Annotated in this window: 21 protein-coding genes; 6 read left to right on the forward strand and 15 right to left on the reverse strand. The window is 66.9% G+C overall.

Going from position 1 to position 23,799, the window contains the following annotated elements:
- Positions 1-227 precede the first annotated feature (227 nt).
- Positions 228-4,373 (reverse strand): hypothetical protein, encoded by a 4,146-nt coding sequence (locus MJO54_RS11965; RefSeq protein ID WP_240175932.1) that lies wholly within the window; start codon positions 4,371-4,373, stop codon positions 228-230.
- Between the two features lie 744 nt (positions 4,374-5,117).
- Between MJO54_RS11965 and MJO54_RS11970 the strand changes: the two genes are divergently transcribed.
- Positions 5,118-5,669, forward strand: a complete 552-nt coding sequence (locus MJO54_RS11970; RefSeq protein WP_240175933.1) for a hypothetical protein — start codon at positions 5,118-5,120, stop codon at positions 5,667-5,669.
- A 6-nt stretch (positions 5,670-5,675) separates the two neighbouring features.
- Here MJO54_RS11970 and MJO54_RS11975 read toward each other — a convergent pair whose 3' ends face one another.
- A complete protein-coding gene (locus tag MJO54_RS11975) occupies positions 5,676-6,002 on the reverse strand; it encodes a YnfA family protein (protein ID WP_046284053.1) in 327 nt (108 codons plus the stop codon).
- Between the two features lie 77 nt (positions 6,003-6,079).
- Here MJO54_RS11975 and MJO54_RS11980 point away from each other — a divergent pair, with 77 nt between their 5' ends.
- The 4 genes from MJO54_RS11980 (at position 6,080) to MJO54_RS11995 (ending at position 10,021) form a co-directional block, all read left to right on the forward strand.
- The gene (locus MJO54_RS11980; protein ID WP_064888247.1) at positions 6,080-7,390 is read left to right on the forward strand and encodes an adenylate/guanylate cyclase domain-containing protein; all 1,311 of its coding nucleotides are present in this window, start codon (positions 6,080-6,082) and stop codon (positions 7,388-7,390) included.
- 75 nt (positions 7,391-7,465) lie between these two features.
- A complete protein-coding gene (locus MJO54_RS11985; RefSeq protein ID WP_240175934.1) occupies positions 7,466-8,719 on the forward strand; it encodes an alpha/beta hydrolase in 1,254 nt (417 codons plus the stop codon).
- 30 nt (positions 8,720-8,749) lie between these two features.
- Complete coding sequence (locus tag MJO54_RS11990; RefSeq protein WP_064888243.1) at positions 8,750-9,358, forward strand: HdeD family acid-resistance protein; 609 nt, start codon at positions 8,750-8,752, stop codon at positions 9,356-9,358.
- Positions 9,359-9,457: 99 nt separating this feature from the next.
- Complete coding sequence (locus tag MJO54_RS11995) at positions 9,458-10,021, forward strand: DUF4190 domain-containing protein (protein ID WP_046286460.1); 564 nt, start codon at positions 9,458-9,460, stop codon at positions 10,019-10,021.
- Positions 10,022-10,072: 51 nt separating this feature from the next.
- Here the strand turns inward: MJO54_RS11995 and MJO54_RS12000 are convergent, their stop codons facing one another.
- From MJO54_RS12000 to MJO54_RS12040, 9 genes are all read right to left on the reverse strand, one after another.
- Positions 10,073-10,951 (reverse strand): acyl-CoA thioesterase II, encoded by an 879-nt coding sequence (locus MJO54_RS12000; protein WP_240175935.1) that lies wholly within the window; start codon positions 10,949-10,951, stop codon positions 10,073-10,075.
- The gene (gene pyk, locus MJO54_RS12005) at positions 10,951-12,369 is read right to left on the reverse strand and encodes a pyruvate kinase (protein ID WP_046286462.1); all 1,419 of its coding nucleotides are present in this window, start codon (positions 12,367-12,369) and stop codon (positions 10,951-10,953) included. The genes MJO54_RS12000 and pyk overlap by 1 nt, the downstream gene beginning before the upstream one ends.
- Before the next feature lie 91 nt (positions 12,370-12,460).
- Positions 12,461-12,856: an NINE protein gene (locus MJO54_RS12010; RefSeq protein ID WP_046286463.1), complete on the reverse strand. Its 396-nt coding sequence runs from the start codon at positions 12,854-12,856 to the stop codon at positions 12,461-12,463.
- A 45-nt stretch (positions 12,857-12,901) separates the two neighbouring features.
- The gene (gene lgt, locus MJO54_RS12015) at positions 12,902-14,446 is read right to left on the reverse strand and encodes a prolipoprotein diacylglyceryl transferase (protein WP_240175936.1); all 1,545 of its coding nucleotides are present in this window, start codon (positions 14,444-14,446) and stop codon (positions 12,902-12,904) included.
- The gene (gene trpA, locus MJO54_RS12020) at positions 14,443-15,249 is read right to left on the reverse strand and encodes a tryptophan synthase subunit alpha (protein ID WP_105295517.1); all 807 of its coding nucleotides are present in this window, start codon (positions 15,247-15,249) and stop codon (positions 14,443-14,445) included. Before trpA ends, lgt begins: the two co-directional genes overlap by 4 nt.
- Positions 15,246-16,514 (reverse strand): tryptophan synthase subunit beta, encoded by a 1,269-nt coding sequence (gene trpB / locus MJO54_RS12025; protein WP_046286466.1) that lies wholly within the window; start codon positions 16,512-16,514, stop codon positions 15,246-15,248. Before trpB ends, trpA begins: the two co-directional genes overlap by 4 nt.
- Positions 16,515-17,333, reverse strand: coding sequence for an indole-3-glycerol phosphate synthase TrpC (gene trpC / locus MJO54_RS12030; protein ID WP_046286467.1), 819 nt, complete (start codon positions 17,331-17,333; stop codon positions 16,515-16,517).
- A gap of 103 nt (positions 17,334-17,436) precedes the next feature.
- Entirely contained in the window at positions 17,437-18,096 is a 660-nt protein-coding gene (locus MJO54_RS12035) for a TIGR02234 family membrane protein (RefSeq protein WP_240174972.1), read from the reverse strand.
- Positions 18,089-19,630 (reverse strand): anthranilate synthase component I, encoded by a 1,542-nt coding sequence (locus MJO54_RS12040; RefSeq protein WP_064890675.1) that lies wholly within the window; start codon positions 19,628-19,630, stop codon positions 18,089-18,091. Before MJO54_RS12040 ends, MJO54_RS12035 begins: the two co-directional genes overlap by 8 nt.
- A gap of 290 nt (positions 19,631-19,920) precedes the next feature.
- Between MJO54_RS12040 and MJO54_RS12045 the strand changes: the two genes are divergently transcribed.
- Entirely contained in the window at positions 19,921-20,385 is a 465-nt protein-coding gene (locus tag MJO54_RS12045) for a peroxiredoxin (protein WP_046286265.1), read from the forward strand.
- Positions 20,386-20,478: 93 nt separating this feature from the next.
- Here MJO54_RS12045 and MJO54_RS12050 read toward each other — a convergent pair whose 3' ends face one another.
- The 4 genes from MJO54_RS12050 to hisF all read right to left on the reverse strand — a co-directional run bounded on the left by MJO54_RS12050 (position 20,479) and on the right by hisF (position 23,730).
- The gene (locus MJO54_RS12050; RefSeq protein WP_131810435.1) at positions 20,479-21,390 is read right to left on the reverse strand and encodes a coiled-coil domain-containing protein; all 912 of its coding nucleotides are present in this window, start codon (positions 21,388-21,390) and stop codon (positions 20,479-20,481) included.
- Between the two features lie 8 nt (positions 21,391-21,398).
- Positions 21,399-22,229: a coiled-coil domain-containing protein gene (locus tag MJO54_RS12055; protein WP_131810436.1), complete on the reverse strand. Its 831-nt coding sequence runs from the start codon at positions 22,227-22,229 to the stop codon at positions 21,399-21,401.
- Positions 22,230-22,585: 356 nt separating this feature from the next.
- A complete protein-coding gene (hisI, locus tag MJO54_RS12060; protein WP_065153367.1) occupies positions 22,586-22,939 on the reverse strand; it encodes a phosphoribosyl-AMP cyclohydrolase in 354 nt (117 codons plus the stop codon).
- 5 nt (positions 22,940-22,944) lie between these two features.
- Positions 22,945-23,730 (reverse strand): imidazole glycerol phosphate synthase subunit HisF, encoded by a 786-nt coding sequence (hisF, locus tag MJO54_RS12065; protein ID WP_105295512.1) that lies wholly within the window; start codon positions 23,728-23,730, stop codon positions 22,945-22,947.
- Positions 23,731-23,799 lie beyond the last annotated feature (69 nt).

The following is a 23,799-nucleotide window of genomic DNA, read 5'->3' on the forward strand; positions in this document are numbered from 1 at the left end:
CGGGTTGACCGGCCCTGACTCCCCACGCCTTCCACACCTTGCGGCATACGGCCGGGTCGTTGGCACTGGCGTCTGGCGCTTCGATCGCGACCGGGTATGAGACGTCCAACTTGATGCGCTTTCAGCTCGTCACGGTTCCGGGCCGCTGTATGTGTCCGACTCGCGGACGCCACGACTGAGGCGTCGGAGGGTCCATAGTTCGTCACTCGCGTACGCGACTCGCATGATCATTGCCAGCCGCGATCGTGAAGTATGAGCGCGCGTTCAGCTGCCCAGATCTCCTGACGCAAAGAATCATCGATGAGGTCAAGGGCACGCGACCGTACAGCGCCGGTGGCGTCGGTGTGGATCCGCATCAGAATCTGGACGAGCAGGTCGTCGCGGCGGTAGTGCGGTGATCCCGAATCGGAAGCGAAGGAGGCAAGCGCACGCTCGCAGATCACCAGCGCGAGATCCGTTGCGGCGCTCGTGGCCTCGGCTTGCGCCTCGAGGAGCTCATTCCAACGCTTTGCCGCGGCCCGGCTCTCGACTAGGCATACAACGACGTCGGCGAAATCGTTCAGCTGGGTTCCGGAGAAGGTGCCCACGACCTCGGCCGCGGCGTCGCGAACCGCTTGGGAAGTGTCGTCGAACAGCCTTGTCAGTGCTGCTGCACACTGGTCACGAAACGGCGAGGTCGCGAGGTTCGCGGCATACACCCGCGCCGCGCCAAGCCTCTGTGGCTCCGCACCTTCGAGGCAAGTCGCGGCGAGTGCGGTTGCGTCGTCGTCGACCAGCGCGGCCGAGGTCGCCAGCGCAGCCCCGTGCTGTTGCACCTCTTCGAGCTCGGAATACATCATCCGCTCCACAAGGGACCGCAGGCGCGCGAAGTCCACCTCGATCCGGGACTGGACCAGTTGTTGGACGTAGCGGGTGGCTAGCAAGTGGTCGGGGCCATCTTCGGTGAGGCGATCTAAGGCATCGAGCGCCGCGTTGGGGTCCCACCGCGACCAAACGAGCAGGATCTGCGCCGCCAAGGCACGCACCCCGGGGTTACCGTCACCGACGAGCCTCGCTACGGCCGGTGCGAGCGGGGCGACGTTGCGCGGGTCGCGGGCGATCAAATGGGTGATGACTTCGGTGATGGCGCCGCGCACCGAGTTGAGGCCTTGATACAGCAGCGACTCGTCGATCGTGTCGGCCTGCGGGAGCGCTGAGTCGTTGGCCGGATCCGGGTGGTTGGCGTACCACGCAATCAGCTCGGCCATCACTTTAGAGACTGGCCCCTCCGCATGCAGCAGGGGACGTGCGATGTCCATCCCGCACGGACGATTTGGGAGCCGGTGGCACCGCTGTATCAGTGCCTCGATCAGCTCGGTCGACAGCCAGTCGGCACTGTTGGCCACTCCGCGAAGGATCGAGGTGAAGTACCGGGTGTCGGTGGCGTCGGGCAATTCGATGGCCAGACGGGCGAACCGCTGCGGGTCGGCCTGGGCATTGGTCTCGAGTTGACTGGCGAGTTGCCTTATTCCGCCGATGGGAGGACCGTCTCCGCGAAACTGGATGTCTTCGTCCGCCGCATAGCGCTCGATGGCGCCGCGCCACTGCGCGTCCGACATCCTTTCAGCAGCTTCGGCAACGATGGGCGATCGAACGAAGCCCCCGTTAATGCCGCTCGGTACCGGCGCGTCGTCGCAGCCGAACTTGCGCTGCCACTCGGCAAGCCGCTGCTCCATCGCGGGCGTGCGGCGTTCAACGGCGACGCCGCCCAGCAGGGTGAACTGCGTGAACCCATGCCCGTAACGGCCTCGCGCGGTGCGCTCGTAAGGCGGATAGCACGCGAGCAGTGCCGACTCAAGTTCTGCCAGCGCGTGGTCCCCGGCGTGGGGGGTAACCGCTTCAAGCAGCCTCCTTGTGCCCCACGCCTGACCGTTGGACCAGCCAACGTCCAACCAATCAGTGTGGGCGGTCAATGCGTGGACGGCGTCGTCGGCGAAGTGCTGCGGGTTGGCAGCGAAACCCTCGAAGAGGACTGCCACGATCGTCTCCGATTTCGTCGCCCAGACTTGGTCGACCACGGCGGCGAACCGGCCCGGGTCATCACGAGCGCAGGTGGCAAAGGCGACTTCGGCGCCCCCGAGGAGCTCATCGACGAAGCTGTCCGATCCGCCCTGTAGGTGCCGAAACGCCCAGATCCGATCCGGCCTCAACCGGCCCTCCCGTTGATCGAGCAGGGACGCCTCGACCAGGCGCAGGAAAGTTGGCCATACATGGTCGAGGAACGACGCGGACGCGGTCGCAGCAGTGCGGACGTAGTCGCCAAGTGCCAGCCGGTTCGGGATGAGGTTGGCACCAGGCTCGAGCGGACTGGGCAGGCCGGCGGCGGTCGCCGCCACCATGCGCTGCGCGAGGTAGTGGCCCAGTAGTTCGTTGGCCCGGTGCGGATTGTCGGTGGCCAGACTAAGCGTTGGGTAACGCAGTTCACCCGTGTAGACCTCGGCGGCCAGCGCTCCCGAATCGACGAGCCGAAGCAACAACTCGAAGGCGGCGCGATGCGTGGCGAGGTCCGCGTGCGCCAGTACCCAAATTACATGCGGTGTCCAGGAATCGGATTCGTCCAGACGTGGCGTCAACAGCTGCAAGGCTCGGTCGAGGAACCGTCCGTTGCCGCCGACCAGCGCTGTGAGCGCCCGGCGGATTAGCACGGGGTCATCGCTATTCAAAGAGGTTTCGAAGTAGCCGAGTCCGTCAAGATCGGCGAACCAGGCGGGCGCCGCAGCCGTGCGCCAAGCACGGCTGTGCAGCGGCGACGACGGATCGTCCAGGTGCGGGCGAAGTAGTTCTACTTCGGCTGCGTTCGGGGCCACTTGCGACAGCCAGGCGAGCACGACGTCGCGCAAGTGGAATCGGACGCCAGCATCAGTGAGCAGGTATTTCAGATCCGAGAGGTACTCGTCGGTCCGATCGCGGTTGTACGCGAGCACTTGTCGGACCTGTGCGCGCCGGAACAGATCCTGGTCGTCGGCGAGGAGGTCCCCGATCGTGTAGCCGCGAGCACAGAATCGTCGCGCGAACACGTAGTCGAAGAAGCTCTCGTGGAAGAACGCGACGTGGTCGCCGTCGCGGTTGAGCACGCGGCTCGAGATCAGCTCGGTCAGGTCGGGCCGCCATTCGTCGGCGATATCTACCGGAGCGCGCAACAGCTGGTGGCCGCTCATGTAGTCGACTAAGACGTCGAGCACCTGGGTCCACGCCGGAGGACGGCCGAGCCGTTGGTGTATCTCATCTCGCTTTGCGTCCCAGAACGCGCGGAACAGGTCGTTGGCGTTCGCGATGCTCAGTTCGGATGACTGCGCCAGCAAGGTCGGTGCAATCTCAGCAAGCAGGGCCAGGTGGAGTGGGAGAGCCAGGATCTCCTTATGCGCTCGGCTCAACCGGTCGCCGTCGAATCCGAGGGCCGCGGTCGTGGCCAGCACCTGGGATTCGGTGAACGTGCCGACGGTCAGCACCGTGGCTTCGCCGGCCGCCACCACCCGGCGTAGCCGGGCGTCATTAGTCCTGTCGAAGGTACGACACGACAGCACAATTCGTAGATTCGGCGTCGCGGCGGCTTCGGTGATCATCTGCTGGACACAGTCAAGGAACTGGGGGCTGCGTCCCGATGTGGCGCTGACGATATCGAGCTGGTCGACAACGAGCACGCTCAATGCGCTCTTCGCGTGGGCGGCGAGCGTCACCACCGGCGATGCAGGAAGGTCTAGTTCGTCGCCGACGTCGCCGGGGCGGCGCGTGGGGCTCACCCGGTCGAGACGAAGTGCCAGGTGGGGAATGCGGTCATCCTCCAAATCCCGCATGAATTGCAGGAGTACGTCGCTCTTCCCGGTACCTGCGGCGCCGTCGACGAGCACGATACGGTGCGATTCGACGAGTTCGCGAAGCTGCTGAGCTTCGGTACGCACGATCAGTTGACCGCCGATCAAGGTCTGCTCTCGCGAGGCGCGGAAGCGGGAGTTGGCGGCGTCGACTTTGACCGCCAGGCCGTGTCCCCTGCGCCACAAATTCGGTTCGTAGCGCTTGCCGCGTAACTCACGCCACAGGTCTGCGGCGGTCAGGTACTCGCCGGCGTGATCGCGCACAAGCTCGGTCATCACCGCGACCACGTGGTCGAGGTCGCCGGTCAACGCCACTTCGGCTTGCAACCGAACCATCGCCTTCAGTTGGTCGTCGCCGATCGTGGCGACTTCAATGCGGCGCAGCGCGCTGAACGCGACTTCAGCACCAGGGTCGCCCCAGAGCTTGCACAGCTTGTCGAACTTGGCCCTCCATTCAGGCGCCTTCAGGTAGACGTCGACGAACTGCTCCGCCGACGCCGCGAGGCGGGCCCGGTCGGCCAACTCACCGAGCGCGTCGGTGGCGTGGGTGGACGCGAAAACGCACTGGGCCCGAGGGTCGCGCAACTTTGTGAAGAACGTGCTGAGCACCCCGGCAGACTCGAGTGCCGTCAGATTCCACACACCTTCGCGGGTGCGTTGCCGCTTGCACTGGTGGTAGACATCGCGGTCGGAGTACCGCAACACGAACTCGACTCCGTCGTCGCCGGGTCCCGACGGCTCGAGGTCGATCGCCTCGGCCACGTCGTCGAGCACGTCGAACACGTACCGGGCGGTCCAGCGGTCCTCAAAACGATTGCCCAGCTTGTCGGAGAGCCCGCCCGGCATCGGCATGTGCTCAGTGTACGGAGGAGCGGTTGTGCGTCTGCGACACCAACGGGCCCGACGTGGGTTTGCTCGCTGCGGGTTCCGTCGTCGCGCAGACCCGACGGGTCAGCTCAGCCGTTCGTTGTCCTTTGGGTCGCGTAGCCGGCGCGCGATCTAGTCCAGCAGGAGCTGAGCGGACGCTCGACCAGTGCTCCGGGATGAGTTCGAATCTCACCGAGGCCACCACAAACGTCACGTCGACGCCGCCTGTCTGAACAGCGCAACCGCGCATCTCGATTTGCTATAGCGCGCGCTTTGCTCACGGACGGCTCCTGGCCACGAGCCCCGAACGATTCGCCATTGTCGCCCCTACCGACACCGCCGAACCTAAACTCGGGCACGCCGCGACTGGGCAGCCGAGGAGGGCCATTGAGGAAATCCGTGCTGGGTGTGCTGGTGCTGCTGCTGGGCGTGTCGGCCGGCTTTCTGGTGTGGACCTCGACCAAAACGCACGACACCACACACGTGCCGGCCAAGGCGCGCGGGCAATACGACGATGCGTCAACCGGCCATGACGGCGGAGTCGGCGGCAACCTCATGCAACGCGACCCGCTGCAGGAGCTTGCGCGCGAGCCCAGCTATGACGATTGCGAATCGTGCCATCTGCCGTTTGTGCCGTTTTTCGGGACGCGGGCCGGGTTCAACTGCGAGATCAACTACCGGCGTGGCGAACTGCCCGATTCGGCTTACTGCATGTCGGTAAATCCGCCGCAGCATGTATCGATGGACACCGATGGAGAGTTGTCGATTTGCCGTGACGGCGTTAACTGCTTGTCCAATCCCCCGTTCGATCAACCGATCCTCCCGTTCGGCCAGAGCGCCGGCGCCGGACCGTTCACCTGCCAATCGGACGCCACTGGCGTGACATGCACCGTGGACTCGTCGGGACGCGGGTTCGTCATCTCAAAGGCGGGGATCGAACCCGTCGGCTGAGGCGCGTCAGCGCGGCGAATACATGATCACGCCGACGCCGATCAGACAGATCAGCGCACCCAGGACGTCTGCACGGTCGGGCCGGAAACCGTCGAACGCCATGCCCCACGCCAGCGAGCCGGCGACGAACACCCCGCCGTAGGCGGCCAGGATCCGGCCGAACTGGGCGTCGGGCTGCAAGGTGGCCACGAAGCCATAGAGCCCCAGGGCGATCACCCCGGCGCCGGCCCACAGTAGGCCACGGTGCTCCCGCACGCCCTGCCACACCAGCCAGGCCCCGCCGATCTCGGCGATGGCAGCCAACACGAAGAGTGCGACGGAACGGATCACCATGAGCGCAGACCTTAGACGTAGGCCCCCGACCTGGTGAAACCACCAACGGCCCAGCTCAGCGGATTAGGCTGTCGCTTGTGTCCGTCAAGCGGTTCCTCGCGGTGCCGGCCGAGGCTTCCAGCCCCTACCGGCGCACACACTGCATACCGGCCCGCACCCGCCATTACGCGGCCCGGCTGTCGCAACGGCTGCGGATCCTCAAGCTGTCCGCCGGGCTCGCGGCGCTGATCAGTGCGGGCTGGGGACTGCTGGAGATCTGGGTTGACCCCGCCTACTGGTGGATCGGAGCGATCAATCTCGTCGCCGCGGTCGCGCTGGCCCTGACCCCGCTGCTGTATCACTATGGCGAGCTCATCGCACCGCTGACCTTCGTCGCCATCGCCTACTCGACGACCGCGATCGTCTGCTGGGTGGTGGGCACCGGATCAGGGATCCAGTTCTATTTCCTGGCCTCGGCGTCGATCAGCGTGCTGATTTTGGGCGTGGACCGGATCAAGCTGGCCGCCATCGTGGCCGGCATCGGTGCGGCGCTGACGATCGCCCTGCAGTTCCTGGTTCCGGCAGACAACCTGCACCAACCGGAATGGCTGCACAACCTGTCCTACGTGCTGGTGGTCGTGTCGGCCTGCTTCATGGTGGTTGCCACGGTCTGGTTCGCGCTGCGCGAGATCTCCCACGCCGAAGCGGCGATGGAGGCCGAGTACGAGCGGTCTGAGGCCCTGCTGGCCAACATCTTGCCGACGGCAGTCGCCGACAGACTGAAGAACCCGGCGGTGGACGTGATCGCCGACAGCTACACCGATGCCTCGGTGCTGTTCGCCGACATCGCCGACTTCACCCGTCGGGCCAGCCAGACCGACCCGGGCCAGCTGGTCGGATTCCTCAACGAGCTCTACAGCGACCTGGACCGGCTCGTGGATCAACACGGCCTGGAGAAGATCAAGACCAGCGGTGACTCCTACATGGTGGTCAGCGGTGTGCCCGATCCGAGACCCGATCACCTGCATGCGCTGGCGCGTCTGGCGCTCGACATCGCCGCAACCGTCGCCGACCTACGCGACCCGCTGGGCCGGCCGGTGTCGCTGCGGATCGGCCTGGCGACCGGCCCGGTGGTGGCCGGAGTCGTCGGCAACCGCCGGTTCTTCTACGACGTGTGGGGCGACGCGGTGAACCTCGCCTCCCGGATGGAGTCGACCGGCGCCCAGGATCGCATCCAGGTGCCGCAAGCAGTCCACGAACGCCTCAACGATGACTTCGTGTTCGAGGAGCGCGGCGACGTCGACGTCAAAGGCAAGGGCATCATGCGCACCTGGTTCCTGGTCAATGCCCGCTCCCCGGCCGCGCACGGTCCGGCGCCCCGCTCCCTGTCGGCGACCCCAGCGGGCTGACCCGCATAGACCGGGTGGTTCGGCCGGTTTCGGTAGGGTGCCGAACCAGGTCGTCCCACAACGCTGAGGAGCGCAATGCGAAGGCTTTTGGCCGTGCTCGGTTCGCTGGCCGGTCTGGCCACCACCGTCAACGGGTATCGCCCGCTGACCAAGCGCGGCTATCCGTCGCTGTACGCATTCGCGTTCGGCCTGTTCGCCTCGGAGCTGCCGTTGCAGCTCATCGCCGGACAATCCGCGGCGTTGGCGGCGGTGAGCCGGCGGCTGTCACCGCGGGCTCGGCGGACCAGCTGGCTACTCTCGGCGCTCTCGTGGCTGGGCCTGTTGGGGCTGAACTATGCCGGGCGGATGGCCAATAAGCCGTTGACTGCGGCGCTGGACGCCGAACTCGGTGCGGGACGACGCACCGAAAGCCGGGACCTGTGGAAGCGGCCGGGGCCGGACGCGGAGATTGCCAAGGCGCCCGGCGTGGTTCGCATGATGCGGGTCTACCAGGACTACGCCACCGACTCCGACATCCCCTACGGCGAATACGGCGGCCGCAACACCCTCGATGTGTGGCGGCATCGCGACCTGCCCCGTGACGGTCGCGCGCCGGTCCTGCTGCAGATCCCCGGCGGCGCCTGGATGGTGGGAAGCAAACGCGGCCAAGCACATCCGCTGATGGCCCACCTGGTCGAGCGCGGTTGGGTGTGTGTGTCGATCAACTACCGGCTGAGCCCACGCTCCACCTGGCCCGACCACATCATCGACGTCAAACGGGCCTTGGCCTGGGCCAAAGCCCACATCGCCGACTACGGCGGCGACCCGGATTGGGTCGCGGTGACCGGTGGCTCGGCAGGTGGCCATCTGTGCGCCCTGACAGCGCTGACCGCAAACGATCCGCGTTTCCAGCCGGGTTTCGCCGACGCCGATACCAGCGTGCGAGCGGCGGTGCCGTTCTACGGGATCTACGACTTCACCGGCGAGACCGGATTGCACCCGTTGCTGACCCCGGCATTGGGGGCCTATGTGTTCAAGCAGAGCCGGCGGCGCTTCCCCGACACCTACCGCGACGCCTCCCCGATGACATATCTGTCTGCCGATGCCCCACCCTTTTTCGTGCTGCACGGAACCAATGATTCGTTGGTGCCCGTGGAGCAGGGCCGCGCATTTGCCGGCCGGCTACGCGAAGTCAGCACGAGTCCGGTGGTCTATGCCGAGTTGCCTTTGGCGCAGCACGCTTTCGACATCTTCGGCTCGCCCCGGGCTGCGCATACCGCGGTAGCCGTCGAGCAGTTCCTCGCCGAGGTCTACGCGCGGCAGACCACGCAGATCATCTCGGGCCGCTGAGGCGGCCAATACCCGGCCGAAACGCCGCATCTGTGCCAGACTTCGGCCATGGAAACATCGGTTTCGAGCCTGCTGCCGAATCTGTGGAAGTCGACACTGGTGTCTGGTGTCTTGGCCCTCGTCTTGGGCGTGCTGGTCTTGGTGTGGCCGGGCCGGTCGGTCATCGCCGCGGCCGTGCTGTTCGGTGTGTATCTGGTCGTCACCGGAATCGCGCAGTTGATCTTCGCGTTCAGCCTGCCCGTCATGTCCGCCGGCGGACGGGTATTGCTGTTCCTCAGCGGCACCGCGTCGGTGATTCTGGCGGTCCTGTGTTTCCGGCACTTCAACTCCGACGAAGAAGCCCTGGCGGTGTTGCTGCTGGCCATCTGGGTCGCGGTCGGCTTCATCTTCCGCGGGGTGGCGACCGCCGTGGCGGCCATCAGCGACCCGGCGCTGCCGGGCCGCGGCTGGCAGATCTTCATGGGCGTGGTCAGTCTGCTGGCCGGTCTGGTGACGCTGGCGTCGCCGTTCGCCTCGCTGTGGGTGCTGGCGGTGGTCGTCGGCAGCTGGCTGATCGTGATCGGAATCGTCGAGATCGTCACCGCGCTCAAGATTCGGAGCGCATCCCACAAAGTCGCTGCCGCGTTGTCGGCCGGGTAGCGGCGACCGACGGCCCGCGGCCTGTTTGCCCAGTCGCGGGTACCCTTGGGTTCTGACCTGTTTTGACACTGACTGAAGCTCTGATCTGGAGTCTGCTCAATGCCCGAGTCCGGCATGCCCTCGCTGTCGCCTGAGTCTCAGCAATCCTGGCCGTCGCCCGGTCCCAGCTATCCCCCGCCGCCGCCGGGTTACCCGTATCCGGTGCCCGGGCAGTACCCCGGCTATCCGCCACCTGCGGCGCCCCCAGTGCTACGGAACGGTGCGGGCATCGCGGCCCTGATCGTTGCGATCGCCGGCATCGTGACCGCGTTGTCGGTGATCGGTGGCGTCGGACTGGGCCTGGCGGCCATCGTCCTCGGACTCATCGGCCGCGGCCGGGCCAAGCGCGGCGAAGCCGACAACGGCGGTGTCGCACTCGCCGGGATCGTCTTGGGTGCGCTGGCGGTGATCGCCGGTATCGGCTGCATCTTCGTCTACGTCGGCATTTGGCGGACCGCCGGCGCCGGCGACTACGTGGCGTGCATGAGTAAGGCCGGTTCCGACACCGACGCCCAGCAGCAGTGCACCGAACGATTCCGCGAGCACTTCGAGAACACCTTCGGCAGCGGTGCCGACGCGCCGATGGTGCAGGAGGAATCGGACTCCGCGCTGATGCCGGCCTAGCGGGAACTGCCAGCGCGGCGAAGCCGGGCGAAGCAGGTTCTCGCCATCGGCCTAGCGCTTCGAGCTCGGGAAGTACTTCAGCACGCCTTCTTGTGTGACGGTGGCCAGCAGGTGTCCGGATCGGTCGAAGAAGTGACCGGTGCCCAGCCCGCGGGAGTCCGCCGCCACCGGTGACGACGTCGCATACAGCACCCAGTCGTCGAACCGGATCGGCCGGTGAAACCACAATGTGTGGTTGGCGCTCGCCGCGAAGATCCGGTCGAAGCCCCATGACAGCCCATGTGTGGTGATGATCGAGTCGAGCACCGTGGTGTCCGACGAATAGACCATCATCGCGGTGTGCAGCACCGGGTCCTCGGGGATCGCCCCGTCGGCCTTGACCCAGACCCGGTTGTGGCCCAGTTTGCCGCCCTTGTCGCGCATCACCCAGGCCGGGTCGTTGGTGTAGCGCCACTCGATCGGGTGCGGCGCCTTGACGAAACCCGGGACGACTTCCTCGTAACCGGTGAGCAGTTCGCGCAGCCGTGGCAACGACTCGGGCTCGACGACCGTGGGCGCCTCGACGCTGTGCTCCAGGCCGCTCCCCCCGGAGAGGTAGGAGACCATCGACGTGGCGATCAAGGTGTCACCCTGCAGCGCGTCGACGCGGCGATTGGCGAACCGGCGTTCGTCGCGCAGTCGGTGCACCCGGAATTCGATGTCGCGGGCGGGATCACCACCGTTGATGAAGTGGACCGACAGCGCACCGGGTGGCAGGTGGTCGGCGACGGTACGGCTGGCGGCGACGAACGACTGGGCCATCAATTGACCGCCGAAGGTGCGCAACGGGGTCTTGCTCGGGTGCGATCCGACGAAGACGTCGTCGTCGACACTCTTGAGATCCAGTACCGCCAGCAGCTCCTCGAGATCCGTGTTCGGCTCGGCCGGCACTAGATGTCGTCCTCCCCGAGACGGTGCACGTGGATCATGTTGGTCGAGCCCTCGGTTCCCGGCGGGGCGCCCGCGACGATCACCATCAGATCACCGCGCTCGTAACGCCCCAGATCGAGCAGCGCCTTGTCCACCTGGCGGATCATCCCGTCGGTGGTGTGTGCCTGCGGGACGATGAAAGTCTCGGTCCCCCAGGTCATCGCCAACTGGCTGCGAATCTCGGGCAGCGCGGTGAACGCCAACAACGGCAGCGGGGTGTGCAACCGGGCCAGCCGTCGCACGGTGTCACCCGATTGGGTGAACGCCACCAATGCCTTGGCATCCAGCCGTTCACCGATTTCGCGTGCCGCGAATGAGATCACGCCCCGCTTGGTGCGCGGCACGTGCGTCAACGGCGGTGCCGCCGTGGAGTTCTGCTCCACCGCGCAGATGATCCGGCTCATGGTGCGCACGGCGTCCAGGGCGTGCTTGCCCACCGCGGTCTCCCCCGACAGCATCACCGCGTCGGCGCCGTCGAGCACCGCGTTGGCCACGTCGGAGGCCTCCGCCCGAGTGGGCCGGAAGTTCTCGATCATCGACTCCAGCATCTGGGTCGCCACGATCACCGGCCGGGCGTTCTCGCGTGCCACCTGGATGACGCGCTTCTGCACCAGCGGCACCTCTTCGAGGGCCAGTTCCACGCCCAGGTCACCGCGGGCCACCATGACCGCGTCGAAGGCCAGGACCACGGCCTCGAGATTCTCGATGGCCTCCGGCTTCTCCATCTTGGCGACCACGGGGACGCGACGGCCGACCCGGTCCATCACCTCGTGCACCAGTTCCACGTCCGACGGCGAGCGGACGAACGAGAGCGCCACGATGTCGACGCCGAGCTCCAGGGCGAACTCCAGGTCCTCGATGTCCTTCTCCGACAGTGCCGGCGCGGAGACGTTCATCCCGGGCAGCGAAATGCCCTTGTGGTTGCTGACCGGACCGCCCTCGGTGACCGTGCAGACCACGTCGTCACCGTCGATGTGCTCCACCACCAGACCGACCTTGCCGTCGTCGACCAGCACCCGGTCACCCGGAGCTGCATCAGCGGCCAGCTGCTTGTAGGTGGTCGACACCCGGTCGTGGTCGCCGGGGCAGTCTTCGACGGTGATCCGCACCGTCTCACCGTTGGCCCAGTAGACGGGGCCGTCGGCGAAACGCCCCAACCGGATCTTGGGGCCCTGCAGGTCGGCCAGCACGCCGACTGCCCGCCCGGTCGCATCCGAGGCGGCACGCACCCACTCGTAGGACGCCTGGTGGTCCTTGTGATCACCGTGGCTGAAGTTCAGGCGGGCCACGTCCATGCCCGCGTCGACTAGTGCCCGGACCATCTCCGCGGAGTGAGTCACGGGACCAAGAGTGCAGACGATCTTTCCGCGTCTATTCACGGCGCCAGCATAGTCGGACCGGCTGAGCCGGCTCCCTCAGGAATGGTTGCCGCCAACGAAAAACCGTGTGACGCACGGGTGCGGCGGTTGATCAGGTGCTGTCGCGCAGCGGTCGACCCTGCTTGTCGTGCACCCGTCCGCTGAGCATCAGAATCGCGTCGATGACACCCCAGACGAACGGTACGACGATGCCCAGCCCGTAGGTCGTGATGGTGGCCAACACACCGATCAACAGCTGGACCAGGCCCAGCCCGGTTTGGCCCAGATATATGCGACCGAATCCGAGGAAGCCGAAGAACCCCAACAGCTGCAACAGTGCGGCGGTGACTTTCGACTTCGGCGAATAGGGCTGGCCGGTCCTCGGATGCCGGCCGTAGGGCGCCCACACGTCCGGGTAGCCCGGGTAAGGCCCCGGATGGCCCGGCGGTGGCGGGTAGGGCTGTCCCCCGCCCTGCGGCCCCGGTGGGGGCCACGACGGTACGGTCATGTCTGCAGCATGCCAGAAATACCGGGTACGGCGTCTGGCTCGCTGTCAGTGCGGGTCAGCCTCGTCCGAGGCGTCCGGTTCTTCGGATTCGTCCGACTCGTCTGGGTCGGTCGGTTCGTCGGAGTCGTCCGAATCGGCTTCGACGGCTTCGGGTTCGTCGGCCACCTCGTCAAAGGGATCGTCGGGGTGTTCGGTGTCGTCTGAGTCGTCGGATTCCGCTGTGACGTCGCTGTCCGGCTCGGTATCAACTGCCTCGTCTTCGTCGGCATCCGTCGTCGCTTCGGGCTCGGCCGACTCCTCCGCTGCGGCGTCCACCTGGGCGGCCTCCGGCTCCGCGGAGTCCTCGGCCTCGTCAGTCGGCTCGGCCTCGGCTGGCCCCTCGTCGCCGCCGGCCTCGGTGTCCACGTCGGCCGCGACGGCCTCTTCGGGGGTTTCCTCATCAGCCTCGTCGGCGTCCTCGGCTTCCGACTCGGCGACCACCGCGTCCGGCTCTTCCTCATCGGACGTCTCGGGTTGTTCGTCGGCGCCGTCATCGGAGTCGGCCTCGGCCGAGTCAGCGTCGCCGGTAAGCCTTTTCGGCACCCGAACCACTGATCCGACGCCGTTGGCGACGCCGGCCGCCACCAGCTCTTTGTCGTCGGACCCTTCGTGCTCTTCGTCCGGCTCGGCTTCGGAATCCGCCTCTGCTGCAGCGTCCTGGTCGGTGGTCTCCTCGGGTTGCCACGCTCGACGGATGGCTTCGGGATCTTCTCGCCCCTTGGTTGCGAGCAGGATGTACACCACCGCCCCGATGAAGACGAACGTCGAGGTGAACGAGTTGACCCGGATACCGGCAATATGGGTCGCCGCATCGTCACGGAGCAGCTCAATACCGAACCGGCCGATGCAGTAGCCGGCGACGTAGAGCGCGAACAGTCGTCCGTGCCCCATCCGGAACCGTCGGTCGGCGTAGATCAGCACGAGGAACACCACTAGGTTCCACAACAATTCGTACAAGAACGTGGGCTGCACGATCTTGTAGAGCTCGCCCGTCGATATCCCGTCGAGCAGGTGCGGGTCGCGGACCCCGGCGGCGTCTTCGCGCCAGAAGATCTCCAGGCCCCACGGCAGCGTTGTCTCCCGGCCGTAGAGCTCCTGATTGAAGTAGTTGCCGATGCGTCCGATGGCCTGTGCCAACACGATCCCGGGGGCGACGGCATCGCCGAACGCCGGCAGGGAGATCCCGTGGCGTCGACAACCTATCCACGCGCCGACCCCACCGAGCGCCACCGCGCCCCAGATCCCCAGACCGCCGTCCCAGATCCGCGGCGTCGCTTCCCATCCGACGCCACCCTCGCCGAAGTAGGTACGCCAATCGGTCATCAGGTGATAGAGCCGACCGCCGATCAGCCCAAACGGCACCGCCCACAGCGCGATGTCATAGATGACGCCCGGTTCGCCGCCGCGGGCCCGCCACCGGCGATCACCAAGCAGCAGGGCGATGATGATGCCGATGATGATGCACAGGGCGTAGGCCCGGATCGGCACCGGTCCGAGGTGCCAGACACCGCGAGCAGGACTGGGAAAGTAGGTCAGCCAATCCAACGTCATTGGGTGGAAACCTTTTGACGCACACCAGAAGCCAGCTCTTGCGTCAACGCTCGCAACTCGGCCAGACCATCGGCGAGTGCGGTGACGAGCGCCGAACCGACGATGACACCGTCGGTGTAGGCACCGATCTCAGCGGCCTGTGCGCCCGAGCGCACGCCCAGTCCCACGCCGACGGGGATATCAGAGACCTCGCGAACCCTGGCCACCAGCTCCGGCGCCGCGTTGGACACCGTGTTGCGGGCGCCGGTGACACCCATAGTGGAGGCGGCGTAGACGAATCCGCTGGTCGCTTTGACGGTTTCGGACAGTCGCTGCGGCGTCGAGGAAGGCGCCACCAGGAAGATCCGATCCAGCGCATGCTGTTCGGAGGCGGCCAGCCAGTCATCTGCCTCGTCGACGATCAGGTCCGGGGTGATCAGACCCAACCCACCGGCTGACGCCAGGTCCCGAGCGAACGCGTCGACGCCGTAACGCAGCACCGGGTTCCAGTACGTCATCACCACGGCCCGTCCGCCGGCTTTGGTGATGGCCTCCACTGCGGTCAGTGTGTCGCGCACCCGCACCCCGCCCTGCAGGGCGGTCTCGGTGGCGCGTGCGATGGTCGGGCCGTCCATTCCGGGATCGGAATAGGGCACGCCGACTTCGATGAGGTCACAACCGGATTCGACGAGGGCGGTCAACGCGGCGATGGAGCCCGGCACGTCCGGGTAGCCGGTCGGCAGATAGCCGATCAGCGCGGCGCGGCCCTCGGCTCGGCACGCAGCGAACAGCGGGGCCAGCCGGTCACCGGCGTGGTCGCTCACGACCCATCTCCTGCCTCGTCGAACAGACCGAACCACTTGGCGGCGGTCTCCACGTCTTTGTCGCCGCGCCCGGACACGTTGACCACGATGACCTTGCCGGGACCCAACTCCGTCGCCAGCTTGAGCGCTCCGGCCACCGCGTGTGCTGATTCGATTGCCGGAATGATTCCCTCAGTGCGGCAGAGGATTCCGAACGCATCCATCGCCTCGGTGTCGGTGATCGGCCGGTATTCGGCGCGGCCGGTCTCACGCAGCCAGGCGTGCTCGGGGCCCACACCCGGGTAATCCAGCCCGGCCGAGATCGAGTGCGACTCGATGGTCTGACCGTCCTCGTCCTGCAGCAGGTAGGAGAACGATCCCTGGAAAGCGCCCGGTGTCCCACCGGCGAATGTCGCGGCGTGCCGGCCGGTGTCGACGCCGTCGCCGCCGGCTTCGAACCCGACCAGTCGGACCGCGGGATCGTCGAGGAAGGCGTGGAAGATGCCGATGGCGTTCGACCCGCCGCCCACACACGCCACCACGGCGTCGGGCAGACGACCGGCCATCTGTTGGATCTGAACGCGCGTCTCCAGTCCGACGATCCGCTGGAAGTCGCGCACCATGGTCGGGAACGGGTGCGGCCCGGCCGCGGTGCCGAAGCAGTAATAGGTGCGGTCGGCGTTGGTGACCCAGTCCCGGAAGGCTTCGTTGATGGCGTCCTTGAGGGTCTGCGAACCGGATTCGACCGAGACCACCTCGGCGCCCAGCAGTCGCATCCGTGCCACGTTGAGCGCTTGACGGCGAGTGTCGACGGCACCCATGTAGATCACGCATTCCAGGCCGAGCAACGCGCACGCGGTGGCGGTGGCCACCCCGTGCTGACCGGCGCCGGTCTCGGCGATCACCCGGGTCTTGCCCATGTGTCGCGCCAGCAGGGCTTGACCGAGCACGTTGTTGATCTTGTGAGAACCGGTGTGGTTCAGGTCTTCTCGCTTGAGGAAGATGCGGGCCCCGCCGGCGTGCGCGGTCAGACGCTCGGCTTCATACAGCGGCGAGGGCCGGCCGGTGTAGTGCGTCTGCAGGTCATCGAGGGTGTCCAAGAACGCCGGGTCGTTGCGCACCTTGTCGTAGGCGGCGGTGACCTCTTCGATGACCGCCATCAGCGCTTCGGCGACGTAGCGGCCTCCGTAGACACCGAAGTGCCCGCGGGCATCGGGGTCGTGTGCGGTCGGCTCAGCCACTCCGGCGCTGGCACGCGGAAGGCTCGGATGCGAGGTGTCTGACATTTAGCGAGCCGACTTCGGGCAGGACGGATGCTTACCCGCACTGACCAAATCGGCAACGGCCGCCCGCGGGTCGCCACTGGTGACCAGTCCCTCGCCGACCAGGACAGCGTCTGCCCCGGCACCGGCGTAGGCCAGCAGGTCCGCGGTGCCGCGCACCCCGGACTCGGCGATCTTGACCACCTCGGTGGGCAGCCCGGGTGCGATCCGCGCGAAGCAGTCGCGGTCGACCTCCAGCGTGGTCAGGTCACGCGCGTTGACGCCGATCACCTTGGCGCCGGCGGTCAATGCCCGGTCGGCCTCTTCTTCGGTGTGCACCTCGACCAGTGCGGTCATGCCGAGCGACTCGGTGCGGTCCAGCATCGACTCCAGTGCCTGCTGCTCAAGCGCCGCCACGATCAGCAGCAGCATGTCCGCGCCGTGGGCGCGGGCCTCGTGAATCTGGTACGGCCGCACGATGAAGTCCTTGCGCAGCACCGGAACCGACACCGCGGCACGCACTGCGTCCAGGTCGGCCAACGAGCCGTTGAACCGGCGCTGCTCGGTGAGCACGCTGATCGCACGGGCCCCGCCGTCGGCGTAAGAGCTGGCCAGCTCCGCCGGGTCGGCGATGGGCGCCAGCTGGCCCTTGGAGGGGCTCGCGCGCTTCACCTCGGCGATGACGGCGATGCCCGGCTCCCGCAGTGCGGCCATCACGTCGCGTGGCGGAGGCATGGCCTCGGCCGCTGCCTTGACTTCCGCGAGCGGGACGAGGGCCTCTCGGGCGGCAAGGTCGGCGCAGACTCCCTCGATGATGGAGTCGAGCACGGATGCCGAAGTCATGACTGCCGCTTCCTCTCCCGCGTCCAATGGACCTTCGTCGAAGACCTTTATCGAAGGGTAACGACCGTCGCTGCCCGCGGTGTCACCGGCCCGTCAAGTACGCCTAGCCGTCTGGGTTGGTTTCCCGGTTATCCGGATCCCCGGTGGGGTCCCGGCCCTCGTCGAGCGCGTCCCACATCATGCGTTCAGACAACTGCCCATCCGGGTCGGCCCGCTTGTCTGCCTCTACGTCACGCGCAGCCGCCCGGCGCTCCGCAGGCGCCGAATACTTGGTGACCCGGCCGGCGCTGTGTGCGGCGACGCGCATCAACAGCACCGCCGCAACCAGCACACCCAGGGCCGCGACCAGGCTCAACACGGCGCCGGTGAGACGGCGCTCGGTGCCCAGCAGCGACGTCAGCGGAATCTCGGCGATGTCTAGGGCCCGCAGGGTGATGTCGCGGGCCGCCCACATGCTGGTGGCCAGATAACCGCACGCCAGGCTTACCGTGGCCAACACCACCGCCAGCACCCGCAGCTGCCACCCGCGCACCGCCATCGCGGCGACGGCGGCCGCCAGGCACAGCAACGCCAGGGGCACCAGCGCCGTCGACCAGGACGCGCCGGTCAGGCTGATCTCCTTGGGCTGCCCGAGCCCGTCGAACGAGTGGATCAGGACCCACGGCAGCCGCGCAGCGCCCCACAGACCTCCGGCGGCCGCTACCAGCAGCAGTTGCGCCCCGCGGAGCGCGCGGGTGTCGTGGCGTTCGCGACCGTCAGCCATCGGTTCCGGGCGCCGACAGGGTCTCGGCGGCGGCGATCGCGGCCAGCACGGCCCGGGCCTTGTTGGATGCCTCGGTGTATTCGTAAGGGCCGTTGGAGTCGGCGACCACTCCGCCACCGGCCTGGACGTAGGCGGTGCCGGCGCGCATCAACGCCGTGCGGATCGCGATCGCGAAGTCGGCGTTGCCGGCGAAGTCCAGGTAGCCGACGACGCCGCCGTAGAGGCCGCGCCGGGTCTTCTCGACCTCCTCTATCAGCTCCATCGCGCGCACTTTGGGCGCCCCGGACAAGGTGCCCGCCGGGAAGCACGCCGTCACGGCGTCCAGCGCGGTCCGGTCCTCGGCGAGCTCTCCGGTGACGGTGGACACCAGGTGCATGACGTGGCTGTAGCGCTCGATGTGGCTGTAGTCGGAGACCCGCACGGTCCCCGGAACACACACCCGGCCCAGGTCGTTGCGGCCCAGGTCGACCAGCATCAGGTGCTCGGCGAGTTCCTTCTCGTCGTTCAACAGGTCCTTGGCCAGCAGCTGGTCTTCGTCCTCGGTTGCCCCGCGCCACCGGGTGCCGGCGATCGGGTGGGTGGTGGCGCGGCCGTCCTGCACGGTCACCAGCGCCTCGGGACTGGAGCCGACGATCGAAAAGGCCAGTCCCCCGTCGTCGTCGGGCACCTGCAGCAGATACATGTACGGGCTCGGATTGGACACCCGCAGCATCCGGTAGACGTCGAGGGGGTCTGCCGGCGTGGTCATCTCGAAACGCTGGGACGGAACCACCTGAAACGCTTCACCGGCCTCGATCTCGCCGACCAGCTGCTCGACGATCGCCCCATACTCCTCGGGGGTGCGCTGACCGCGGTAGACCGGGTCCGGCCGATCGAAGGTGGCGACGCTGGACTCCAGCGGCTGACTCAGCGCTGCGGCCATCACATCGAGGCGGGCGATCGCGTCGTCGTAGGCCTCATCGACGCGCTCATCGGTGCCGTTCCAGTTGACCGCGTTGGCGATCAGCGTGATGGTGCCCTCGTGGTGGTCGACGGCGGCCATGTCGGTGGCCAGCAGCAGCAGCATGTCGGGCAGCTGCAAGTCATCGACGGCCAGCTCGGGCAAGCGCTCCAGGCGGCGCACCAGGTCGTAGGTGAAGAAACCCACCAGGCCGCTCGACAGTGGCGGCAGGCCGGGGATGGCGGCCGTCTCCAGCAGCGTCAGCGTGTCGCGCAGGGCCTGCAACGGGTCCCCGCCGGTGGGTGCATCCTGCGGTGCTGCACCCAGCCACACGGCATTGCCGTCTCGCACCGTCAGCGCCGAGGTCGTGCCGGCGCCGATGAACGACCACCGCGACCACGACCGGCCGTTCTCGGCCGACTCCAGCAGGAAGGTGCCGGGCCGGTTGGCGGCCAGCTTGCGGTATGCCGACAGCGGTGTCTCGGCGTCGGCCAGCACCTTGCGGGTCACCGGGACCACGCGGTGCTCAGCCGCCAGCGCCCGGAAGTCCGCCCGGGATGTGACGCCGGCCCTTGAAGTGCTCGTGGTTTGCACGCGCCCATCTTCCCAGATATTGGCGGGTCGTCAGAATCAGCACTGGCGATCGCAAGCGCGGCGGAGCCGGGCGCAGCGGGTCGCCAGATTCAGCACTGGCGATCGCAAGCGCGGCGGAGCCGGGCGCAGCGGGTCGCCAGATTCAGCACTGGCGATCGCAAGCGCGGCGGAGCCGGGCGCAGCGGGTCGCCAGATTCAGCACTGGCGATCGCAAGCGCGCCGGAGCCGGGCGCAGACCCGCCCACCACTATCGCCGCCGCCGCAGGCGCAGCCGGAGTAGCCTGGCCGCCATGAAAACCGGTGACACCGTGGCCGACTTCGAGCTCCCCGACCAAACCGGGGCGCCGCGCAAACTCAGCGATCTGCTGGCCGACGGGCCGGTGGTGCTGTTCTTCTACCCGGCCGCTATGACGCCGGGGTGCACCAAGGAAGCCTGCCACTTCCGCGACCTGGCCGGCGAGTTCGCCGCCGTTGGGGCCACTCGGGTCGGCATCAGCGCCGACGCGGTGGCCAAACAGGCCAAGTTCGCCGACCAGCAGGGCTTCGACTACCCCCTGCTGTCCGACACCGACGGCACGGTCGCCGCCCAGTTCGGCGTTAAGCGCGGCATGCTGGGCAAGCTCATCCCGGTGAAGCGGACCACATTCGTCATCGACACCGATCGCACCGTGCTGGACGTGATCGCCAGCGAATTCTCGATGGACACCCACGCCGACAAGGCGCTGGAGGTGCTGCGGGCGCGCTCGTCGGCTTAGCGGGAACTGCTCGCGCGGCGAAGTCGGGCGAAGCAGGTTCCCGCCATCGCGCTAGCGGCGGTCGGTCGGCGCCCGCCTCCGAAAACCAGCCGGCTAGGCCTGCTCGGAATCCCCGGTTCGCTTCACCACGCTCATCCGGTCGCGACGGATGGCTGACTCGATTCGGCTCTGGATCTCGCTGAGCGCGCCGACGACGTCACCGCGGACGTGAATCAACTGCATGACTTCGGCATCGGTGCGCTCCAGGATGAGCTTGGCTTCACGCTCCGCGCTGGCGATCAGGGCTGCGGCGTTGAGGCGGCTGTCCTTTTCCATGTTGGCGATCTGGATCTGCGCCTGTTCCCACGCCGCACTGACCTGCTTGGCCTGCTCGCGTTCGCTTTCGCGCCGGCGCCGCTCGTCTTCCTCGGCGAGTCGCTGCGCGGCCTCGCGGCGGGCACGCTCGGTCTCCTCGGTTTCGCTGATCAGCCGGGCGCATTCGGCCTGCGCGGCGCGCAGCAGCTCCTCGGCCTCGGCCTTGGCGTCGGTAAGGATCTGCTCGCGACGTTGCGACGTCGATTCCTGAAGCTCAGCCAAAGCGGCACTGGCCGCGGCGCGATCCTGGCGAGCTGCCTCAAGCTCGTCGCGCAGGTCGCGAGTGAGCGCCTCGGCTTCCTCCTGAGCCATTGCCTTGGTGCGCCGGGCCTCATCGGAGGCCACCCGCATCATCCGTGCGATTCGATCGGACATCCCCTCGACGGAATCGATCGGACCGGACAACCGGGCGATGTCACCGCGCAGCGCATCAATCTCACTGCGCAGCCGGGTCCGATCATCGTCGGTGTTGGTGAGATCGCGCCGGGCATCGGCAAGCTGGTCTTCGAGTGCCGGGACGCGCTGCTTGAGAGATTCGAGCTCCTGGTGCAGGTTCTGGATGTACTCCAGCACCTGGCCACGGTCGAGGCCGCGCAGCTGCGTCGTGAAGTTGGGCAATTGCGGCTCGAATAGAGAAATTGCTGTGCTCACCGGGGCTCCTAGTTGAGGTGTGTTTCGTCGGAGGATTGGGGGTCGAGGGCCGGCCGTTCGAGCCGCTTCGTCGAAGGACGCTGCTGGAATAGGACATCCCAGTCCTCGCCTTCATCGGGGCTGTTAACCCGGCGCGAGGTCACGGTTACGGTGCGGGCCTTGTCGATTGGCTCCGCGGACTGCTCCAGCTCATTGACCTTGGCGTAGAAGTCGCGCAGTTGTTCGGTGATCATCGCGCGCACCGCCACGAGTTCCTGCAACTTGGCCTGTGCCGCTGCCTGCTGCGCTTCGATGTCAAGCCGGACTTGGGCCAGCAGTTCCTCGGCTGCACTCTCGGCGTCGCGCACGATGTCGGCGGCATCCTGACGCGCCTGCTGACGCAGCAGTGCCAGGCCGGCGTGCAGTTGGCTGGTCTGTTCTTCGAGGTTGGCGCGCAACGCGACCGCCGCGTCGTGTTCCTTCTGCGCTTCGGCGATGATCTCGGCGGCGTGGTCATGCGCGTTGGTGCGGATTCGATCGGCTTCGGCCGTGGCCGAAGACAAGATCGACGTCAACTGATCACTGAGGTCGGCGATATCGCCGGGGATTGCCCGGGCCAGTTCGGTGTACTGCGCCGAGGTGGTGGCGAGCTCGTACCGGGACTTGTCGACCTGATCGCCGAGCGCGGCGATCCGCGTCTCGCTGCGGCGGATCAAGGTGTGCAGCTCGGAGAGCTCCTTGTCATGGGCCTCGCTATGGCGGTAATTCATCCGCTCCATATCTGCGGAAATACGGGCGTAGATGGCAGCGGCTTGGACGTCGACGCGTTGGCTGATGATCCTCGCTTGCTCTCCCGTCACGCGGGTCACTATATCGACTTTAATTGACGCTTAGGCAAGTCCCATTTTGTTAATCGATATTTTCGCTGGATGGCGCAGGAGGCACGCAAGAAGGCCTCAATCCCCAGCTCAACGCCTCTTTGTTAACCGCTATTTCGGAAGGGCGGCGCATGCCGATCGATGGGGCGGCTTCGCCATTCTTCGGGCCTCGGCTCCATTTGTTAATTACCATTACCGACTGTTAACGACTATTCGCGGTCGCGGCTACAGATAAATAGGTAGTAAAACTGTATTTGTGCGTACCCGGCGGGAGTGGCGAACGTGCTCTGGGTCCCGGACCGGGCCGATTTGGCGCGTAGTCCGTCACCGCCGCACGATCAATCCGTAGCTTCCAACAGCACGTCGTCGTCGAAACAGGTACGGGCACCGGTATGGCAAGCTGCGCCGACCTGATCGACTTCCAGCAGCACGGTGTCTCCGTCGCAGTCCAGCCGCACCGAATGCACATACTGGGTGTGGCCGGAGGTCGCGCCCTTGATCCACTGTTCGTTTCGCGATCGTGAAAAATACGTCGCTTCGCGGGTCGCCAGGGTGCGGGCCAGCGCGTCGTCATTCATCCAGGCGATCATCAGTACCTCTCCGGTACCCCGCGCCTGCGCAACCGCCGCGATCAGTCCTTCGGCGTTTCGCTTGAGCCGCGCCGCGATCGCCGGATCCAGCCGGTGGGTCATCGGACTCATCGCACGGTGATCCCCTCTGCCGCCATCGCGGTTTTGACCTGGCCGATGGTCAGTTCCCGGAAGTGAAACACGCTGGCGGCCAGAACCGCATCGGCACCCGCGGCGACCGCCGGTGCGAAATGTTCTGCCGCACCGGCTCCCCCACTGGCGATCACCGGCACGCTCACCGCAGCCCGAACTGCACGCAGCATCGTCAGATCGAATCCGGCCTTGGTGCCGTCGGCGTCCATCGAATTCAGCAGGATCTCCCCCACGCCGAGCTCCACACCGCGGATGGCCCATTCGACCGCGTCGATACCGGTGCCCTGCCGGCCGCCATGTGTGGTGACCTCCCATCCCGAGGCGGTGGGCGGAGAACCGGCCGGGACGGTACGGGCGTCGACCGACAGCACGATGCATTGGGAGCCGAATTGGCGGGACAACTCCGCCAACAGTTCCGGGCGGGCGATAGCGGCGGTGTTGACCGAAACCTTGTCCGCGCCGGCCCGCAGCAACACGTCGACATCGGCGACGGTGCGCACGCCGCCGCCGACGGTGAGCGGGATGAACACCTGATCGGCGGTGCGCGCGACGACCTCGAGCATGGTGGCCCGGCCCGACGACGACGCGGTCACGTCGAGGAAGGTCAGCTCGTCGGCGCCCTCGGCGTCATAGGCCGCGGCCAGCTCGACCGGGTCGCCGGCATCGCGCAGGTTTGCGAAGTTGACGCCCTTGACGACGCGGCCGCCGTCGACGTCCAGACACGGAATGACCCGTACCGCCACATCACTGCGCTGATGCATCGGTCCCAACTTCGCCTCTCCTGCGTCGAGCCTCGCTGAACCGCTGCGCTTATGCATCGGTCCCAGCTT

Origin of the sequence: Mycolicibacter virginiensis (genome assembly GCF_022374935.2) — a bacterium.
Lineage (GTDB): Bacteria > Actinomycetota > Actinomycetes > Mycobacteriales > Mycobacteriaceae > Mycobacterium > Mycobacterium virginiense.

What these genes read in the sequence shown, in the direction of transcription:
- MJO54_RS11975 (WP_046284053.1), bottom strand. Translation starts at nt 6,002, where the DNA reads ATGGTGATCCGTTCCGTCGCACTCTTCGTGTTGGCTGCCATCGCCGAG.
- MJO54_RS11985 (WP_240175934.1), top strand. Translation starts at nt 7,466, where the DNA reads ATGCGAAGGCTTTTGGCCGTGCTCGGTTCGCTGGCCGGTCTGGCCACC.
- MJO54_RS11995 (WP_046286460.1), top strand. Translation starts at nt 9,458, where the DNA reads ATGCCCGAGTCCGGCATGCCCTCGCTGTCGCCTGAGTCTCAGCAATCC.
- MJO54_RS12010 (WP_046286463.1), bottom strand. Translation starts at nt 12,856, where the DNA reads ATGACCGTACCGTCGTGGCCCCCACCGGGGCCGCAGGGCGGGGGACAG.
- lgt (WP_240175936.1), bottom strand. Translation starts at nt 14,446, where the DNA reads ATGACGTTGGATTGGCTGACCTACTTTCCCAGTCCTGCTCGCGGTGTC.
- trpB (WP_046286466.1), bottom strand. Translation starts at nt 16,514, where the DNA reads ATGTCAGACACCTCGCATCCGAGCCTTCCGCGTGCCAGCGCCGGAGTG.
- trpC (WP_046286467.1), bottom strand. Translation starts at nt 17,333, where the DNA reads ATGACTTCGGCATCCGTGCTCGACTCCATCATCGAGGGAGTCTGCGCC.
- MJO54_RS12035 (WP_240174972.1), bottom strand. Translation starts at nt 18,096, where the DNA reads ATGGCTGACGGTCGCGAACGCCACGACACCCGCGCGCTCCGCGGGGCG.
- MJO54_RS12045 (WP_046286265.1), top strand. Translation starts at nt 19,921, where the DNA reads ATGAAAACCGGTGACACCGTGGCCGACTTCGAGCTCCCCGACCAAACC.
- hisI (WP_065153367.1), bottom strand. Translation starts at nt 22,939, where the DNA reads ATGACCCACCGGCTGGATCCGGCGATCGCGGCGCGGCTCAAGCGAAAC.
- hisF (WP_105295512.1), bottom strand. Translation starts at nt 23,730, where the DNA reads ATGCATCAGCGCAGTGATGTGGCGGTACGGGTCATTCCGTGTCTGGAC.